A 17,694-nucleotide genomic window follows, 5' to 3' on the forward strand; every position below is an offset into this window, starting at 1 on the left:
TGATTGCCTATTTGCACCCTAAGTTACGCAAATTAGTGTGTCGTTATGATTTCATTTTTAAGTCAATGAAAAACGATTCAGAAAGTGAATACTTAGCGGCTAATACAGATGTATGACTGAGAGAATGTAAGACGAATCAAGCCCAGAGCAGACGCAATGGGCTTGGAATAACAGCTGAAACTTTCTATGGGCTTATGGCTGCATTGGGGTAAGCGTTAGCTGAGCGCTGTTATAACCCAGTTGCGCTAGGGCTGCAGGGTCGAAGTCAGTCAGAACCTTGATGTCACCAGCGTAGTAGGGTGTGTAATCGCCTGAAGGTGTCATGGCGTTAAATGAATCAATAGAGTGCTCGGTACCAATATCGATCATTCCAGAATATTGTGACTCCGCACTAAACTGGCCTGAAACATAGGTGTAGAAAGGACGGACACTGGCACCTGCGGCGTACTGCATGCTACTTAAACCATTGGTGTTGATTGCCCAGCTCCAATCCCACCATTTCATCTCTCCAGGAATATAACGGTGATCCCATTGGTAGCGGATATTGGCTTGATCTTCGCTGGTGGTTCCCATGGTAAAGGTGTGAGAGACCGTCGGGCGGTTTGTTGGGTGTGAGCTTAGCGCATTGCCGCTATAACGAAGGAAACCTGTGAAGTTCACGTCGTAACTCATGCTGGTTTTGATACGGTATGGGTAAGTGATGGTAGAGCGTAAGAACTCTACTTGAAAAGGAAGTACTGAGTGAGCAGGCACGGTGATGATGGCTTCCAGTTCTGTTGGTTCAAAACGAGCACCATTGTTGGTATCGGAGAAACGTTGGCCATCTTCTAGCGCTACTCTTACTTCTGTCTTTCCAACTTGTGGCCAATGAAAGGTTTCATCAATGACGACTGAATCAGCAAGGTCGAAGCGTTGGGTTTTACTCCATTGTGTGGATTGCTCAAAATGAAGGTCAACGACGATTTGTTTAGACTGATCGTCGTCATTGATTGCATAAGCCGAGACGGTTTCAATCAGTTCTTGGTCGGTCTCTGTCATAGAACCGTGTAAAAACGATGTGTTATCGAGCGTGTAAGCGAAGTTATCAACAGTGATGCTTGTCTTCTCATCACAGCGATCACCGGCACAGCTTCCATCGTTATTGCCTTTAATCTCCCAACCATTGTTAAGCGGTTTTATTGCCATGTCTTGGCCGACGTAACGCGCGCTATCGCCTCCAACCCAAGCGTAACCGAGGTTATGGGCCAAGTAACTCAGTGGCCTGATAAAGTTCGTGTTGTCGCTGACTAAGGCGCGTTGAATATCAAGGTTATTGTTCGTTTCGATAGCTTGCGCTTCGTAGTAAGGCAGGCCTGCGTCTGGGGTATTGGGGTAGCACCAAGTATTGTCACTTGGTTGTCCTTGTTTGATGAGCCCGTGGTAGCCAGACCCCATGATCACCCAGTCATTTTTAAGGCCAGCAATGTCCCACACATTCATGCGAGATAGTAGGGCGGTTTTGTGTTCTTGAGCTTCTGTATTACTGAGCGGACGATAATCGGAACGGCAGATATCTTCACCGAGGTTATCCAATACGATTTGGTCTGAATATATCTTGGCATGAGTGGCAAAAGAGATGAAACAGAGGGCAGAGCTAAATAGAACGGTTTTACTGACGTTAAGCATGAATAAGTTCCTAAATGCCATTATTTGGCTATTTTTATTAGAATCGAGTTATTAGATTTTATTGATATTATTTAAAGCCGAGGGGCTCTAGCGGGGTGTACTTTGTCATATAAAACAATGCCAAAAATACTGAAATGAATTGAAAATAAATACTTATAGATATCAGGAGGTTGTACTGATCAACTTGTTGTTTGATAAAGACTTATCTTGATGACTTCAATTAGTTTCAACAATCCAATCTATGGGTGATTAATTGTTGAACGTTTCTGTTTTTGAAGCCTCGTTATTTGGTATGTTGGCTTGGAAAATTTAGGCCAGCAAGATGGATTAGATAGGTTTATTGTTTAAAGGAGGGGGAAGTACTGAGTAAGCCAAATAAGGAGGGATGTTGTGATAAGCAAGATCGAAAAATGCAGCCAACAACCGTTCGATTGCTGCTGCATTTTTTATTGTTCGAGTTAACTTAATTGGAAGAGATTAAGCATCACCTGGTTTTTCGCGTTTGCTGTTCCAACCCATAAAGTTGTAAATGTTGTAACGAGCAAAGCCAATCTGTTCATGCAAAGCAAAATCTGTGACCGCAAAGTTGTACCACAATGGCAACCATGAAATTTGAGCAGCCATATAGTCGGCTCTCACTGGAATAACATTCAAGCCGAAGTGGTTGAAGTAGAGCTCGCTACGACGAATATGTAGGCCAGATGAAACCAACACAATGTTGTCGAATTTATGATGCTTCATTAGGTCACTAGTGAGCTGAGCGTTCTTCCAAGTGTTGACGCTATTTGGCTCTTGAATGATGTCACCCATCGGAACGCCAAGTCTCAGCAATTGTTGCTGATAAACTTCTGCTTCGGCAACACCGTTATTTTGTGCATCGCCACCACTGATGATCACTTTGCATGTGGTTTGGGTTTTGGCGCAATCTTTATATTGGCTGGCGGTTTCACTGATTCGGCCAAAAGAGAAAAAGGCTGGCTCGAACTCTTGCGTGCTTTTAATTAACTGCGTTCCCGCACCCAGAAGAACAATGGCGTTATTGTCAGACCATTGGATATCAGGCTTATTTTCGTAATCGGCTTGCAGATCGTTCAGTAAATAACGAGGAATTAAACCTGAACCAATCAGCACAAATGACGATATAAGAACAAGAGATAAAAACAGAGAGGTTTTTCGCCACTGAAGTAAACGTGTAAAGCCTACGAATAGCAGAAGAAGTAATAATATAATAAAGCTCATGAGGATCCTGTTATCGAACTGGTGCCAAGATGATGTGACATACTGAAGCGGTGCATCATATATCAGTTATGTTAATCATTCATAGGTAACTCATTGTATTATTAAACAAATGCACGATTTCTTTCTATCAAGAACAATCATCGATGAGAGCATTCGAAAAATCGCTTTATTATTGTTCGATAATCCCATTTTAAATATAGGTATATAAATCAAGAGGGTTATTTAAAGCTTATTTCGTGTTATTTGATTTATCTGTTCATCGGTTTCCGTTTCTTCAACTCGTTAACTCAGCTTTCATATTCTTAAACTACCAAATCTTCAAGCTCTTAAATGATCGAGCTCTCCAGTTTTCAAGATCTTAAACTATCAAGCTCTCAAGTTTTCAAAGTAATGCTGAACAAATTTAACGAACACTTGGTGTTTCTTTGCCGGATAAATAACTTGCGGATAGAACAGATAAATACTGTTGCCTTGTTGCAGACATTCATCAGGCAGCACTCGCTCTAACTCTCCAAGCTCGATCTCTTTCGCAACGTAGTAACTTGCAATACGGATGATGCCACTGCCTGCCATGGCTTGTTGCTTAAGCAGGTGGTTGTCATTACTTGAAAGCCAGCCGGACACATCAATATTTACCGATTTTAAAGGCCACTCGGTTTGGTGCAGAGTTGCTAAGCATTGATGATCACTTAAGTCACTCACATTGGTAGGGCGACCAAATTGGTTAAGATAACCGGGAGTCGCGACTAAATCATGTTGATAGCTAATCAAGTGTTTCGCCACCATGTTGTCAGGTGGCGTATTGGTGGCACGAAACGCGATATCGATATCATCTTGATTGAGATTAAAGTTGGTGTAGCTACTGTTTATCTCGAAACGAATCTCAGGGTATTGCTGCCTAAACTGTTGGCAGATATCGAATAGATATACCTCAGTAAACATCTTTGGCGCAGTGAGGCGTAATAGGCCTTTGACGATGTCGTGTTGCTCTGAAACGCTGCGTTCAAGTTGTAAGACTTGCGAGCGAATCGTTAAGCCTTGTTGTAACGCGCGTTCGCCTTCTTGGGTTAAACGAACACTGCGCGTGGTTCTGACCAAAAGCGGGCACTGTAAATCGTTCTCTAAACGTTTGATCTGTTCAGAAAGGTAGCTCTTAGAGATACCGAGCTTTTCGGCTGCCTTGGTAAAGTTGAGTTGCTGAGCAAGTTCTACAAACAGGATCAGTCGTTCTATTCTTTTGTGTTCGTTCATTCGCGCGTTCCTACCAATCTATTGTTCGTCATATCAAACAATCATTTCGTAAATAGCATATTCTGTTTTTTAAAAAGAACAATATGATAGAGGCATATTTCTGGTCAGCAAATCTTCTAAGCGAGAATCGATATGACGAACAGCACTGAATCTACAAACAAAACGAATGACAAAAAACGTATCCCATTATCAAATTATCTACCGAATGTTGGGCAAATTGCCTATGGCTGCATGGGGTTAGGTGGTGGCTGGAATGATAATCCAGTGACGAGTGCGGATGTTGCTCAAACACGAAGCGTAATCGGCACCGCACTAGAATCGGGCATTAACTTATTCGACCATGCGGATATCTATACCTTCAGCAAAGCTGAGCAAGCCTTTGGTCAAGCATTACAACAAGCGCCTGATCTGCGTGAACAGATGTTCATTCAATCTAAGTGTGGGATTCGTTTTGAAGGCGAGGGCAATGTTGGTCGTTATGATTTCTCGGCTGATTGGGTAGGCCAATCGGTAGACGGTATTCTCAATCGATTGAATACTGAAAAGCTTGATGTGCTGTTATTGCACCGCCCTGATCCTTTGATGGAACTCGATGAGCTAGCAAGAACGTTAGAGAACTTAAAAGCGCAAGGTAAGGTCGATTATTTTGGTGTGTCGAACATGAACAGCCATCAAATTCAGTACCTGCAATCTGCGCTTGGGCAACCCATCGTCGCGAATCAAGTTGAGATGAGCTTAGCCAAATTGGATTGGTTGAATGATGGGGTGATGATTAACTCGCAAGGGCACCATCAATCAGACTTCGCCGCAGGCACTCTTGAACATTGCCAATTGAATAACATCCAACTGCAAGCTTGGGGCTGTTTGGCACAAGGCCGATTTGCTGAGCAAGGTTTGTATTCAGAACATGAAAACGTGAAAAAGACAGCGCACTACGTGGCTCAGTTAGCGAACCAATATGGCGTAGAAAGTGAAGCGATTGTGTTGGCATTTTTGCTTCGTCACCCTGCTCGTATCCAACCTGTAATTGGCACTACAAATCTAGAGCGAATCAAAGCTTCGGCAGTCGCGACTCAGATAAACCTGTCTCGTGAAGAGTGGTACAACCTATACGTGTACTCACGTGGTCAAGCACTGCCATAAGGAATGAATATGTTGAATCAAAAGATCGCGCAACAACTGGTGTCTAACGCTCTAGACATTGCTGAGCGTAATCAACAAGCAATCGCGGTGAGCGTGTGTGATACGCACGGTGAGTTACTGGCGTTTATTCGCATGGATAATGTGAGTGTTCAAGCCGGATTGTTAGCACAGAACAAAGCTTATACATCTGCAAGAGATAGACAGCCAAGCGGTAACTTAGGTGCTTGGGCGAGAGAAACTGGTAAAGACTTAAGTTACTGGACTGACCCAAAGATCACTGGCTTTAAAGGCGGTGTTCCCATTGAATTAAATGGGCAGGTGATTGGCGCTATTGGTGTCAGCGGATTAAGTGAAGACGACGATGAAGCACTTGCCGAAAAAGTCATTCAACTTGTGTTCTAAGCTGTTGCTCGTGAAGTAATGGAAGTTAGAAGTAACAGATAATAAGAAACCGATGCATGTGCATCGGTTTTTTTGTTTAACGAGACTCAAGTGCTTGAATCAATCGAACCCATTAAGCGTTCGCTTGTTCCAGATCTTGTTGCTTGTCTTTCTTGCCTAATAGGCGGCTTGTGATCGTACCGGCTGTCATAGCACCAGATACGTTAAGCGCCGTACGTGCCATATCGATAAGTGGCTCGATAGAGATAAGCAGTGCTGCAATCGTTACCGGAAGGCCCATAGCAGGAAGTACGATAAGCGCCGCGAACGTTGCACCGCCACCTACGCCAGCAATACCGAATGAGCTCACTGTGATAATAGCAATCAGAGACAGAATGAAGTTGATGTCCATTGGGTCGATGCCAACTGTAGGCGCAACCATGACTGCTAGCATTGCAGGGTAGATACCCGCACAACCGTTTTGACCAATCGTCGCACCGAAAGAGGCAGACAGGTTAGCAATCGCTGGTGGCACGTTTAGCTTAGTGATTTGAGCTTCAACGTTCAGTGGAATTGTTGCTGCAGAACTACGAGACGTGAAAGCGAACGTCAGTACAGGCCAGATCTTTTGGAAGTACTCTTTCGGGTTTACACCAACAAAAGAAACCAACACACCGTGTACGACGAACATCAGTAGAATCGCAACGTAAGATGCAACGATGAAACCCAGTAGGCTGAGGATGTCAGAAGCACTTGATGTTGCAACTACCTTCGCCATTAACGCTGCGATGCCGTATGGCGTTAGTGCCATGATCATCTTAACTAAGCGCATAACGATAGATTGTGACGCTTCAACGAAAGTACGGATTGGAGATTCTAGTTCTTCTTTCTCTGCCATCACTTTACGAGCAGCGATGCCCGTTAGCACACCAAAGATAACAACCGCGATGATAGACGTAGAGCGAGCCCCCGTTAGGTCTGCAAATGGGTTAGTCGGAATAAAGCTGATCAGCATTTGTGGAATTGTTAGGTCTGAAACGCTACCGATGCGGCTTTCAAGTGTTGCGATACGTGCTGTTTCGCGAGCGCCTTCTGTTAAACCTTCAGCAGACAGGCCGAATGCTTGCGTTACAACAATACCAACAATCGCAGAAATCGCGGTTGTTGCTAACAGTACAGAAATGGTGATACCAGAAATCTTGCCCAGTGAGCCGCCTTTTTCAAGCTTCACTACTGCTGCAATCATTGAAACCAATACTAATGGCATGATCACCATTTTCAGTAGGCCAACATAACCACGGCCAACAATATTTACCCAGTCTAGTGTTTCGTTGATGACCGGATTGCCTTCACCAAATAACAGCTGTAGACCAAGACCAAATGCGCTACCAAATACTAAACCGAGTAAAACGAGGCGAGAAAGTGTGTTTTCTTTTTTCTGCTGTCCGTAGAGAAAAAAGAGGATACCAGTGAATACCGCTAAGGCAGCGATAGCTGAAAATGACATTTGTTTTCCTTATGAATCTCTTTAAATCGATAGGGCGCTTAGATATATGGGCGCAAATACTGTTAGCTACAGTAGCGACCTGTAACAAAACGTAAAATAAGGAAAAGTAATTTATTAGAACGATTAGTAATATCCACTCAATAGGATGGGTGGATATTCAACATTGTGATGAATAGGTGAGCTTTTTAGCGATATTTTGCCAATAAATTGAGCATGTCACTTGACGAGTAAATTTCGATATTTTGGAAATTATTTTCGAATAACCGGAACAACATTGCTTTGGCTACGTCTTCCGACTGAATAGGGCATAGGTTTTTGAACTTACCAAGCATAAATGGAGACAGCAGAGGAAAGACACTTTGCAGGAGTTTTTCATCAGCTCTAGGTTCATCACGCTCACCCACCAGAGGCCCAGGGCGTGCGATGAAAAGCTGCTTGAAGCCAATACGTTTTAAATTTTGTTCCATTTGTCCTTTACAGCGAAGGTAGTGCGAATAGGAATCTGGTGAAGCGCCATAGCTAGAAACGACCGCTACGCGTTGAACCCCAAGAAACTTCATCGACTGTGCGACTTGGCTAACCAGTTCCACATCGATTTTGCGAAGCGCTTCTTTTGATCCTGCCTTTTTCTTAGTCGTACCTAAGCAGATAACGCCAAGATTAGGCGTCGCATTCGTGTCATCCCAACTGGTAACTTGCAGGTCGCTGTGAATGAGTGTGTGGAGCTTGTTGGAATCAAACTGTGAATCTAACGCTCGGCGAGATAGGGCATAGATATGATCAACGGCGGGTTCATCGATGAGCAACTTCATCACATGATGACCAATTAACCCGGTTGCACCAGCCACCACGACCGATGTTTTGTCTCCAGAAATGCTCATTTTAATCCCTTCTTCACTCCACAAGTGCTTGTTTAATATAAACAGTGTTTGAATTTTAAGCGAATAAAAGTTTGTTAAACGAGTGGTCAGTAGTATGTGGGGAGTGGCCTGTTTATGGAAAAAGAGATGATTTAGTTTGGCTCGACGCATAAGTACGGTCTGAAGCATAAGTACGATATGAAACATAATGGCGGTGGGAAAGATAAATGCGGTTTGAAACTTAAGTTAGGCGTTAAACATAACAAAGCCCGCTGGGCGACGGGCTTTGTTACTTTTCTTGCTTCTTACTAGGTAAAGGACAGTGGGATTTTCCTTACCTTTTTGCTAGCTTTCTTACTTGATTTATTTGGTTTTCTTTTACTTGAATTTGGAATCATTACACCTCCTAAATCGTTGTTCTGTTTTGTCTTTCAATCGATTGTCTTTCTTCGTGTAGCGTCAGTGTTGTGGGCATTCACTGTATGGGTACTTATCAATGGAGAGATTAATAAGTAATTTAGATAAGGCATAAACGATGCCAAAATGTAAGTTATTGATAAATCTATTATCAGTATTATTTGTGTTTTAGGGTTCGTCAATTTGACTGTCAATCTGAGAAAAAACCAGTGTGATCTGTTTAAATTAAGAACACTCTCTGCGGTTTCTGCCACATAGCCATAGATACAGCCTTGCTTAACACGTAAACTGAGTCGTAATTCACATAGACCAAGGACGTGCTATGAACCTCAAGCTTGATACTCTTGCTCCCACTCAGATTTATCACCTGATGACACAAACCGTTGTTCCTCGCCCGATTGCGTGGGCATTGACGGAATCTTCTGACCAAGAGTACAACCTCGCGCCTTTCTCTTATTTCACGCCTGTTTCTAGTAATCCGCCGTTACTGATGTTATCGGTTGGGAAGAAGCCATCGGGCGAAATCAAAGATACCACTCGTAATGCCCTAGAAACGGGTAAGCTAGTGATTCACATTGCTTCTTCAAGTTCTGCCGAAACCATGACGGCGACAGCAGCTACCCTTGAACATGGTGATTCGGAAGTCACCGCGAATAACATTGATCTGGTTGAATTTGAAGGCTTCTCTTTACCGAGATTGAAAGAGTGCGCGGTCGCTTTTGGATGCACCTTGTACGAAGTAAAAGAGGTTGGAGAAGTGCCACAAAGCCTTATCTTTGCTCAAGTCGAAACCGTGTACATTTCCGAAGACGTGATCGACAAAGACAGTGAGCGTCTTAAGATCGACGCGTTAGCACTTGATCCTTTATCTCGATTGGGTGGCGGTGAATACGCCACGCTTTCCAATGTGTTTTCTGTCGCACGCCCTAAGTAGCAGCCCTATATCAACGTACCCAGAATAAGCGTTTTTAAAAACTATGTTAGATACCCAATACTCGCAGTACATCCAACACCGAATTGACCAAAAAACCAAGCCACTTGGCGCACTTGGCTTACTAGAAAAAGTCGCACATCAACTGGCTTTGATTCAGAGCCAAGGCAAAGAAGCTGCGGTTGAACACATCGAGTTGAATAAGCCAAGTATCATCATTTTTGCTGGCGACCATGGCATTGCTGACGAAGGCGTGAGTATTGCTCCAAGCGCGGTAACACAACAGATGGTGTTGAACTTCTTAAGCGATGGCGCGGCGATCAATTGCTTCTGTGCGGTGAATAATATCGATATCACGGTAGTCGACACGGGGATATTGTTGCCTGTGGAATCAGATAGTGACATGTTGATCTCTCAGCGTTTGGGTACGCGAACCAATAACTTTGCCAATGAAGCGGCAATGAGTTTAGAAACGGTTGAACGTGGGATTGAACTGGGTACAGATCTTGTATCTAAAACCATTTCGAATGGCACCAATATCATCATGTTTGGTGAAATGGGTATCGGAAATACCAGCAGCGCATCAGCGATCTTAAGTGCATTAGCGAGTCGTGCTGCAGCGGAGTGTGTTGGCCTAGGCACTGGCATCAACAATGAACAGCTTGCACGTAAAGTGGCTGTGGTTGAGCAAGGTGTCGCGCGTTGCAAAGGTTTAGATGCGAATGAAGTTAAAGATATTAAAGAGGTACTCGCACAAGTCGGTGGCTATGAAATCGTTCAAATGGTCGGTGCTTTCCTTGGCGCTTACCAAAACAAAACCCCAGTATTAGTCGATGGCTTTATCGTGTCGGTTGCGGCGTATGTCGCGACTTTAATTGAACCGAGTTGCCGAGACTATATGATCTTCGCCCATCGCTCTGAAGAGTCAGGACACAAAATTCTGTTAGAGCTGCTCGACGCTGAGCCACTGCTCGATCTTGGATTGAGATTAGGCGAGGGCACAGGTGCTGCGCTAGCTATGCCAATCATTCGTGCGGCAGCCGAGTTCTATAACAACATGGCGAGCTTCGAAAGTGCTGGAGTCACGGTTTAATGAGTGATGCACCAGAAAGATCGTTGAAAGATCGCGCTGCTTATCAGTGGGAGCTGTTTTCGTTGGCTATGGGCTTCTTTTCTCGTTTGCCAATGCCAAAGAATACGCCCTATTCAGAAGAGCGCATGAACCGTTCTGGTCGTTACTTCTCAACAGTCGGCTTGTTGCTTGGCGCCTTGTGCGGCGGTTTGTTCCTGTTGCTTGATACTGTGTTACCAAGCTCGATTGCCATCTTTTTGATGATGAGTTTTAGTTTGATGCTGACCGGTGCTTTCCATGAAGACGGCTTAACTGACATGGCGGATGGTATTGGTGGCGGCATGACACTTGAACGCCGCTTGACCATCATGAAAGATAGCCGAATTGGTACATACGGCGCGTCTGCGCTGATCATGGCGTTGCTTGGAAAGTGGGTTCTGCTCAATGAACTTATCAGCATGACTGGATTGTTTATGGTCATCGTGACGAGCTACACCTTTAGCCGAGCGATTGCGGCATCCCTTATTTACGACATGCCTTACGTCAGCGATTTAGACACGAGCAAGAGTAAGCCTCTAGCCAATAAACAAACCAAGGGCGAACTTGTCTTCCTTATGTTGGTTGGCCTGTTACCAAGCTTGTGGTTTGGATTGGCGTGTACGTGTGTTTTAGTTGTGATTGCTTACGTGTTTAGAGTGGGCTTCAAAAAGTGGTTAATTGCAAGAATTGGTGGCTTTACTGGTGACTGTTTGGGCGCGGCTCAACAGTTGATGGAACTACTGATTTACGTTGTGTTCGCCGCTGCTTTCTCCAACGGCTTTATGTAACGCATTCAGGATTAGAGGCAACACATGACAACCAATAATCAAACGTATCAGAGTCATCACCATCTTGTTTTAGGTGGCGCGCGCTCAGGTAAGTCGAGTTTTGCAGAACAACAAGCATTATGTGCACTTGAAGCATGTTCAAATGGGCATTTGCATTACATAGCGACCGCCACTTATCTAGACGATGAAATGCGCGAGCGAATCGCTCATCACCAAGATCGTCGTGGTAAAGAATGGATTGAACATGAAGTGCCTGTTGAATTAGCCGAAAAACTGCAGTCTTTTGAGAAAGAAGATGTGGTATTGATTGATTGCCTAACCTTGTGGTTGAACAACATCATCTTTGAACTGGGTGATGACGCAACTAATGGACAGGTTGAAGCCGTGGTTGAAGTATTGGTCAAAAGCGTCGAGCAAAGTCCGGCGCAAATTATCATGGTCTCTAACGAAGTCGGTTTAGGTGTGGTGCCGCTGGGTAAAGTGTCTCGCTTGTTTGTGGACAATGCAGGACGAATGAACCAAGCGCTAGCTCGCGTCGTTGAGCGCGTCACGCTGGTTGCTGCCGGATTGCCGCTGCACTTAAAACCATCTAATCACTTGCTTGATATTCAAGGCTAGGTCGCACACATGGTCAATGGAACAACCAAAAACATCTATTTGTTAAGACATGGCAAAGTCGAAGGAAAAGCTGCGCTCAATGGTTTATCTGATGTGCTGGTCAACTCTGATCTTCAAGAACAGATATGTGAGGCACTAACTACACAAGACATTACCTTTGATAGCGTGGTTAGCTCTCCACTAAGACGATGCAGTGACTTGGCAACCCTGTATGCCCAGCGTATGTCCGTGCCTTTGTCTATTGCGCCAGGCTTTCAGGAAATGAACTTTGGTGAAGTGGACGGCATCGCGTTTGATGAGCTTGAAGATAAGTGGGCGATGCTAGACACCTTTTGGCAAGATCCTGCAAATCATCAACTGACTGGTGCAGAAAGTTTACAGAGCTTCCACGACAGAGTAACTCAAGCTTGGTCGCAACTTTTGAAGAACCCAAGTGACAATCTATTGCTGGTTACTCATGGTGGCGTAGTTCGAATGTTATTGGCGCATTGCCTTGATATTGATTGGAAAAATCCGAGTTTGTACTCGAAGTTATCGATAGAAAACGCATCGATAACGCATATTCAAATCACTCAGTTTGCGCAGAGCTTTATCAGCGTTAAATCGATAGGGATACCTGTTCTCTGAGTGTTCAAAAAACACAGTTTAAGAATTAACAATCTTTTAGATCTGTAAATAGAAACAGAAATATAAATAGAAGTATAAAGCGGCGTTCACAGCCGCTATACCTGATTGGTATTACTACCTACGTGAAAGGAATTTAGTCATGACAACACCAAGTTGGGATCTAAGCATTGCTTATCGCGATCTTAATGATGCAAAAATCGAACAGGACATTGAACTCATTCAGCAGTGCATTGAGCTGTTGAACCTACACGTTGAAAAGCGTCATATCATTCTAGCGATGCAAAACGCGATTCAGACTTCAGAAGCGGCAGGCACATTACTGAGTACAATCAACACCTTCGCTAATTGCCACGCATCGGTCGACGCGACACACACAGAAGCGAAAGTATTGCTTGGTCGTGTAGCGAAGCTGAACTCTGAAATGTCTCAAGCGTTCAGCCCTTACGAAGATACGCTAATTCACGCAGAACCAGAATTTATTGATGCAGTATTAGAGCATGATAGTGCGGACGTAGCAGGGCAGCGCTTTGCGATTGAAAGCTCTCGTAAGTTATCAAGCAGCCGACTCAGTGTTGCTGAAGAGCAGTTATTGGCAGCGATGAAGGTTGATGGTCGTGACGGATGGGGTCGTTTATACGATAACCTAACCGGATCTTTAAAACTGTCGCTAAAGCTGGACGGTGAAGAGGAAGCCCTAGGCTTTTCACAAGCCGCGAGCCTGTTGTACGGCAGCGAATTCGACAAACAAGAACCAGCATGGCGCGCGGTTCAAGGTGCGATGAAAACGCACCAAGAGTCTTTTGCTTCGATTCTAAATGCATTGGCGGGTTGGCGACTGACTGAAAACAAAAAGCGTTCGAAGATTAGCGATGTGCATTTCCTAGAACCAAGCCTACACGGCAGCCGCATTGTGCCAGAAACGCTAGACACCATGATGTCGGTAGCGAAAGCTAATCGAGCTGTTGGTCAGAAAGCAGGTTTGTTAATGGCAAGAGTTCACGGGCTAGATGAAATGAAGCCTTGGAATCACTTAGCTGCGATGCCGCCGCTGGGTGACGCTGAATCTAAGGTTTACCCATTTGATGAGGCGATCGACGTGATCAAAACTGCGTTCGCTGAAGTAAATCCAGAGATGGCTGATTTTGTCGCTTTGATGGTTGATAATGGTTGGATTGATGCCGCACCAGCAGCCAACAAACGTTTAGGCGCTTACTGCACCAAGTTTGCTGCTACACGCACTCCGCTTGTGTTCATGACATGGAGCGGTAGCCGCTCAGATTTAATGACATTGGCACACGAGTTAGGCCACGCGTTCCACAACTGGGTGATGAAAGACATGCCGTTGTGTCAAACACGCTACCCAATGACGCTAGCAGAAACCGCTTCGATCTTTGCTGAAAATATCGTTCGAGACCATTTGTTAAAACAAGCACAAACACGTAATGAGAAACTTGAAATGCTGTGGGAAGAGCTTTCTTCTTCTTTGGCATTAATGGTGAACATTCCCGTTCGTTTTGAGTTTGAAAAAGCCTTCTACGAGCAGCGTGAAAAAGGCGAGCTAACGGCTCAGCAGCTGTGTGACTTGATGGAAACGACTTGGAAAGAGTGGTATGGCGATGCAATGACAGAAGCTGACCCTTACTTCTGGGCGAGCAAACTGCATTTCAGCATCTCTCAAGTAAGCTTCTACAACTACCCATACTTGTTCGGTTACCTGTTCAGTAAAGGTGTTTACGCTCAGCGCGATGCAAAAGGTGAGCAATTCTACGGCGATTACGTTTCGTTGCTTCGTGATACGGGCAGCATGATGGCGGAAGAAGTCGTTCAAAAGCACTTAGGAATGGACCTGACTCAAGCTGATTTTTGGCAACAAAGCATCGACATGGTCAAAGTTCAAATCGATGAATTTGAAAGATTGCTCGATCAGGAAGATTAATTGATCTCAATCTGTTCATAGCAGGTAAGAGCTGTGTTAGCTTACGTGGCTCTTATCTTGCTGGCATAACCTGAGATAAGCCGAAACAACCAAAAGTCTCTTTAAATAGAGAAAGTTATTTGGAACAGATGTCGGTTAGTAAAGTCAGCAGGTAATATAAAAATATATGGGTAGTATTTGTGAGTGATAACGGAGTTTCTGTTGATAAGTGCGATCCTAGCAACACAATTTCTATGTACAATTTATTAACATACGGCCGTGCAATTAAGGAGTAGCGCATGACGAAGACCCTCTTTCGCCAATCATTTCTTTTTGACAGCCTAGATCTTGAGCAAGAAGTGTTTGCAGGACAGACCGTACTGAGTAACGGTGTTCAAATTAAGCTTCATCAACGCGGTGTCTTGGAAGTGATTCCCGCGGATTTTAATTCTGAAACCAAGAACATCATTTTTTCAACCGGTGTTCATGGCGACGAAACTTCACCAATGGAGCTGATCGATAAGCTCATTGAGGATATTGAAACAGGTTTCCAAGTAGTAAACGCGAGATGCTTGTTTATCATAGCTCACCCAGAAGCCACTAACGCGCATACTCGTTTTCTTGATGTGAACATGAATCGTCTGTTTGATGAAAAGCAGTACGAGAGCAATCGAGAAGTGGATATCGCGAAGAACTTGAAGTTCTTGGTGACTGAGTTTTACAAAGAAACGGAACCTGCCACTCGTTGGCATCTAGATTTGCACTGTGCAATCCGTTTATCTAAGCATTACTCGTTTGCAGTGAGCCCTAAAGTTCGCCACGAAGTACGCAGTAAAGAGCTGTTTGATTTCATTAACAGTGCGCACGTGGAAGCAGTGTTGTTGTCAAATGCGCCAACCAGTACATTCAGTTGGTACAGTGCTGAAAACTTCGAAGCGCAAGCACTGACAATGGAGCTGGGGCAGGTAGCACGAATTGGTGAGAACCAACTTGATAAGCTAACGGCTTTTGACTTGGCGATGCGTAACTTGATTGCTGAAGTTGAGCCAGAGCATTTACCTAAGCGAACCATCACTTATCGCGTGAGCAGAACCATTGTTCGTTTACATGATGACTTCGATTTCATGTTCTCAGATTCTGTAGAGAACTTTACCGCGTTCAAGCACGGTGAAGTATTCGGTCATGATGGTGATAAACCGTTAATGGCTAAGAATGAAAACGAAGCGGTGGTGTTCCCTAATCGTAATGTTGCTATCGGTCAACGAGCAGCCTTAATGGTGTGTGAAGTTGAAACGCGATTCGACCATGGTCAGCTTGTGTACGATTAATATCGACTCGGGTTTAAACGACGAAAACAACCGCTCAACTGGTTGAAATATCAAGGTTCACATTACGGTGTGAGCCTTGAGTTTATTTGGGGATACAGGTAAGGTTACGCGAACATTTTCAAAGTAGCTTGATATGGATTTCCAACAACTTCTTCACCAAAAACAGCGCAAATGGACTAGAGCCATTTATCTGATGGCAGCACTGCTTGTCGCGCTGAGTGCGATTTACCTAATGGTTGGCGATCTTTTCATTTCCCCTCTGGGCACATTGTCCACGTTAGAACAAAAACTACTGATTGATTTACGCTTACCTCGACTATTGGCGGCTATTGCTATCGGGGCAGGGTTAGCCGTATCTGGCGCAAGTTTACAAGTCTTATTGGGTAACGTATTAGCAGAGCCCGGTGTGCTCGGCATTTCTGGTGGTGCAAGTTTGGCGATGGTTATCGTGCTGTTCTTCTTGCCGTTTGCTCCCACACCAGAACTGTTCATGATTGCCGCCGTTTTAGGCTCGCTCTGTTTCACCGTGATACTGGTGAGCATGGTAAAAACGATGCGACTCACCACGGCTAAATTACTGCTAGTGGGTGTCGCGTTAGGCATTCTTTCTGGCGCGATGGTGACATGGGCGTTCTATTTTAGTGATGACTTAAGTCTACGCTTATTGATGTATTGGCTGATGGGCAGCTTAGGTGGCGTCACTTGGTATCAACACTCGCTCACGTTGGTGATGATCCCCGTGATTATTTGGCTGTGCCTGCAAGGTAGTAAGCTAGATAAGTTAATGATTGGCGAAACGCATGCCGCACAGTTAGGCGTAAACGTACCGAGATTGCGCTGGCGTCTAATTTTCGCCGTGTCTATTTTAATCGGCTGCGCGGTAGCTTTAGGTGGCGTGATCAGCTTTGTTGGCTTGGTTGTGCCACACTTGTTGCGTTTAGCGATTGGTACCGACAACCGATACCTTCTTCCTTTGTCTGCTGTTGCTGGCGCTGCGTTGTTGGTGTTTGCTGATATTTGCGCACGTACATTACTCGATTCCGCAGAGCTACCTTTGGGTGTGATGACCACCAGTATCGGTGCGCCTATCTTCATTTGGATGTTAATTAAAAATCATGATTCAAATTAAGAGCCTGAGCGTTGGCGCTCGTTTATTACCACTATCATTTGAGCTCAAGCAAGGGCAGGTGACTCACGTTATCGGCCCGAATGGCAGCGGTAAAAGTACCTTACTCGAATCGATATCTGGCATTGGTGATGGTTACAAAGGTGATATCAAGATCGACGGGCAGGATTTGTCGGATCTGTCTTTACAAGATTTATCATTGCATCGTGCTTACTTGTGCCAAAGCGCAAGGCCAGCCTTCAACTTAGAAGTGTTCCAATATCTTGCATTGTCACTGCCAAGCTCCTCACACGGCCTTGATGCTGAAATCAACGCAGCTTTGGAAGAAATCAGCCAGATGCTAGACATTGCAGACAAACTTCATCGCTCAATTCAGACACTGTCTGGTGGTGAATGGCAACGCGTACGTTTGGCGGGAATGTGCCTGCAAATTTGGCCGACACTTAACCCATACGCGAAGCTGCTGATCCTCGACGAACCCGCAGCTCCGTTGGATATTGCTCAAGAAGCCTTGTTGTACAAGCTCATTGAACGAGTGGCAGAGAAGGGCATCGCTGTGATCATGGCTAACCATGATTTGAACAGAACACTAAGACACGCAGACCAAGTGTTGTTGCTCGATAAAGGTGTACTTCAAGCATCAGGCTCAGCTGATCAAGTGCTTACCCCTGAGCAGCTAGAGTCCGTGTTCAACACCGAAGTCAAAAGTATCTCAGTCGACAATCAGACCTATCTTTTGTTTGGTTAAAAGACTAATTAGTTAAGCTGCTCATTGGGTTTAAGGCGA

Annotated in this window: 16 protein-coding genes; 11 read left to right on the forward strand and 5 right to left on the reverse strand. The window is 44.7% G+C overall.

The genetic code is table 11. From position 1 onward, the window contains the following. Nucleotides 1–192 precede the first annotated feature (192 nt). The 3 genes from AB4351_RS00710 to AB4351_RS00720 all read right to left on the reverse strand — a co-directional run bounded on the left by AB4351_RS00710 (nt 193) and on the right by AB4351_RS00720 (nt 4,155). On the reverse strand, nt 193–1,665 hold the full coding sequence (locus AB4351_RS00710; protein ID WP_017070919.1) for an aerolysin family beta-barrel pore-forming toxin: 1,473 nt from the start codon (nt 1,663–1,665) through the stop codon (nt 193–195). Between the two features lie 477 nt (nt 1,666–2,142). Further along, nucleotides 2,143–2,904 carry a YdcF family protein gene (locus tag AB4351_RS00715; protein ID WP_017065514.1) on the reverse strand — a complete coding sequence of 254 codons (762 nt, stop codon included), beginning with the start codon at nt 2,902–2,904 and terminating at the stop codon, nt 2,143–2,145. 366 nt (nt 2,905–3,270) lie between these two features. Next, on the reverse strand, nt 3,271–4,155 hold the full coding sequence (locus tag AB4351_RS00720) for a LysR family transcriptional regulator (RefSeq protein WP_136974859.1): 885 nt from the start codon (nt 4,153–4,155) through the stop codon (nt 3,271–3,273). Nucleotides 4,156–4,287: 132 nt separating this feature from the next. Here AB4351_RS00720 and AB4351_RS00725 point away from each other — a divergent pair, with 132 nt between their 5' ends. Both AB4351_RS00725 and AB4351_RS00730 read left to right on the forward strand, forming a co-directional pair. Beyond that, a complete protein-coding gene (locus tag AB4351_RS00725) occupies nt 4,288–5,298 on the forward strand; it encodes an aldo/keto reductase family oxidoreductase (protein ID WP_017059146.1) in 1,011 nt (336 codons plus the stop codon). A 9-nt stretch (nt 5,299–5,307) separates the two neighbouring features. After that, a complete protein-coding gene (locus AB4351_RS00730) occupies nt 5,308–5,700 on the forward strand; it encodes a heme-binding protein (RefSeq protein ID WP_017066157.1) in 393 nt (130 codons plus the stop codon). A 112-nt stretch (nt 5,701–5,812) separates the two neighbouring features. On the opposite strand, the gene AB4351_RS00735 is transcribed toward AB4351_RS00730, so the two are convergent. Together AB4351_RS00735 and AB4351_RS00740 are read right to left on the reverse strand one after the other, a co-directional pair. Further along, the gene (locus AB4351_RS00735) at nt 5,813–7,186 is read right to left on the reverse strand and encodes an L-cystine transporter (RefSeq protein WP_017059148.1); all 1,374 of its coding nucleotides are present in this window, start codon (nt 7,184–7,186) and stop codon (nt 5,813–5,815) included. Nucleotides 7,187–7,371: 185 nt separating this feature from the next. Continuing rightward, a complete protein-coding gene (locus AB4351_RS00740; RefSeq protein WP_372124772.1) occupies nt 7,372–8,067 on the reverse strand; it encodes an NAD-dependent epimerase/dehydratase family protein in 696 nt (231 codons plus the stop codon). Nucleotides 8,068–8,785: 718 nt separating this feature from the next. Here AB4351_RS00740 and AB4351_RS00745 point away from each other — a divergent pair. From AB4351_RS00745 to btuD, 9 genes are all read left to right on the forward strand, one after another. After that, a complete protein-coding gene (locus AB4351_RS00745) occupies nt 8,786–9,397 on the forward strand; it encodes a flavin reductase family protein (RefSeq protein ID WP_017065519.1) in 612 nt (203 codons plus the stop codon). Nucleotides 9,398–9,440: 43 nt separating this feature from the next. Further along, nucleotides 9,441–10,487, forward strand: a complete 1,047-nt coding sequence (cobT, locus tag AB4351_RS00750; protein ID WP_372124774.1) for a nicotinate-nucleotide--dimethylbenzimidazole phosphoribosyltransferase — start codon at nt 9,441–9,443, stop codon at nt 10,485–10,487. Then, nucleotides 10,487–11,293, forward strand: coding sequence for an adenosylcobinamide-GDP ribazoletransferase (locus tag AB4351_RS00755; RefSeq protein ID WP_372124776.1), 807 nt, complete (start codon nt 10,487–10,489; stop codon nt 11,291–11,293). The genes cobT and AB4351_RS00755 overlap by 1 nt, the downstream gene beginning before the upstream one ends. A 24-nt stretch (nt 11,294–11,317) precedes the next feature. After that, nucleotides 11,318–11,911: a bifunctional adenosylcobinamide kinase/adenosylcobinamide-phosphate guanylyltransferase gene (gene cobU, locus AB4351_RS00760; RefSeq protein ID WP_372124778.1), complete on the forward strand. Its 594-nt coding sequence runs from the start codon at nt 11,318–11,320 to the stop codon at nt 11,909–11,911. A 9-nt stretch (nt 11,912–11,920) separates the two neighbouring features. After that, a complete protein-coding gene (gene cobC / locus AB4351_RS00765; RefSeq protein WP_372124780.1) occupies nt 11,921–12,538 on the forward strand; it encodes an alpha-ribazole phosphatase family protein in 618 nt (205 codons plus the stop codon). A 139-nt stretch (nt 12,539–12,677) separates the two neighbouring features. Continuing rightward, entirely contained in the window at nt 12,678–14,474 is a 1,797-nt protein-coding gene (locus AB4351_RS00770; protein ID WP_372124782.1) for a M3 family oligoendopeptidase, read from the forward strand. Nucleotides 14,475–14,752: 278 nt separating this feature from the next. Further along, nucleotides 14,753–15,781 carry a succinylglutamate desuccinylase gene (locus AB4351_RS00775; RefSeq protein WP_017059157.1) on the forward strand — a complete coding sequence of 343 codons (1,029 nt, stop codon included), beginning with the start codon at nt 14,753–14,755 and terminating at the stop codon, nt 15,779–15,781. A 133-nt stretch (nt 15,782–15,914) separates the two neighbouring features. Further along, complete coding sequence (gene btuC / locus AB4351_RS00780) at nt 15,915–16,910, forward strand: vitamin B12 ABC transporter permease BtuC (RefSeq protein ID WP_372124785.1); 996 nt, start codon at nt 15,915–15,917, stop codon at nt 16,908–16,910. After that, nucleotides 16,897–17,655, forward strand: coding sequence for a vitamin B12 ABC transporter ATP-binding protein BtuD (btuD, locus tag AB4351_RS00785; protein ID WP_372124787.1), 759 nt, complete (start codon nt 16,897–16,899; stop codon nt 17,653–17,655). Before btuC ends, btuD begins: the two co-directional genes overlap by 14 nt. The last annotated feature ends 39 nt before the right edge of the window (nt 17,656–17,694 follow it).

This window comes from Vibrio sp. 10N.261.51.F11 (genome assembly GCF_041471665.1).
GTDB lineage: Bacteria > Pseudomonadota > Gammaproteobacteria > Enterobacterales > Vibrionaceae > Vibrio > Vibrio crassostreae_C.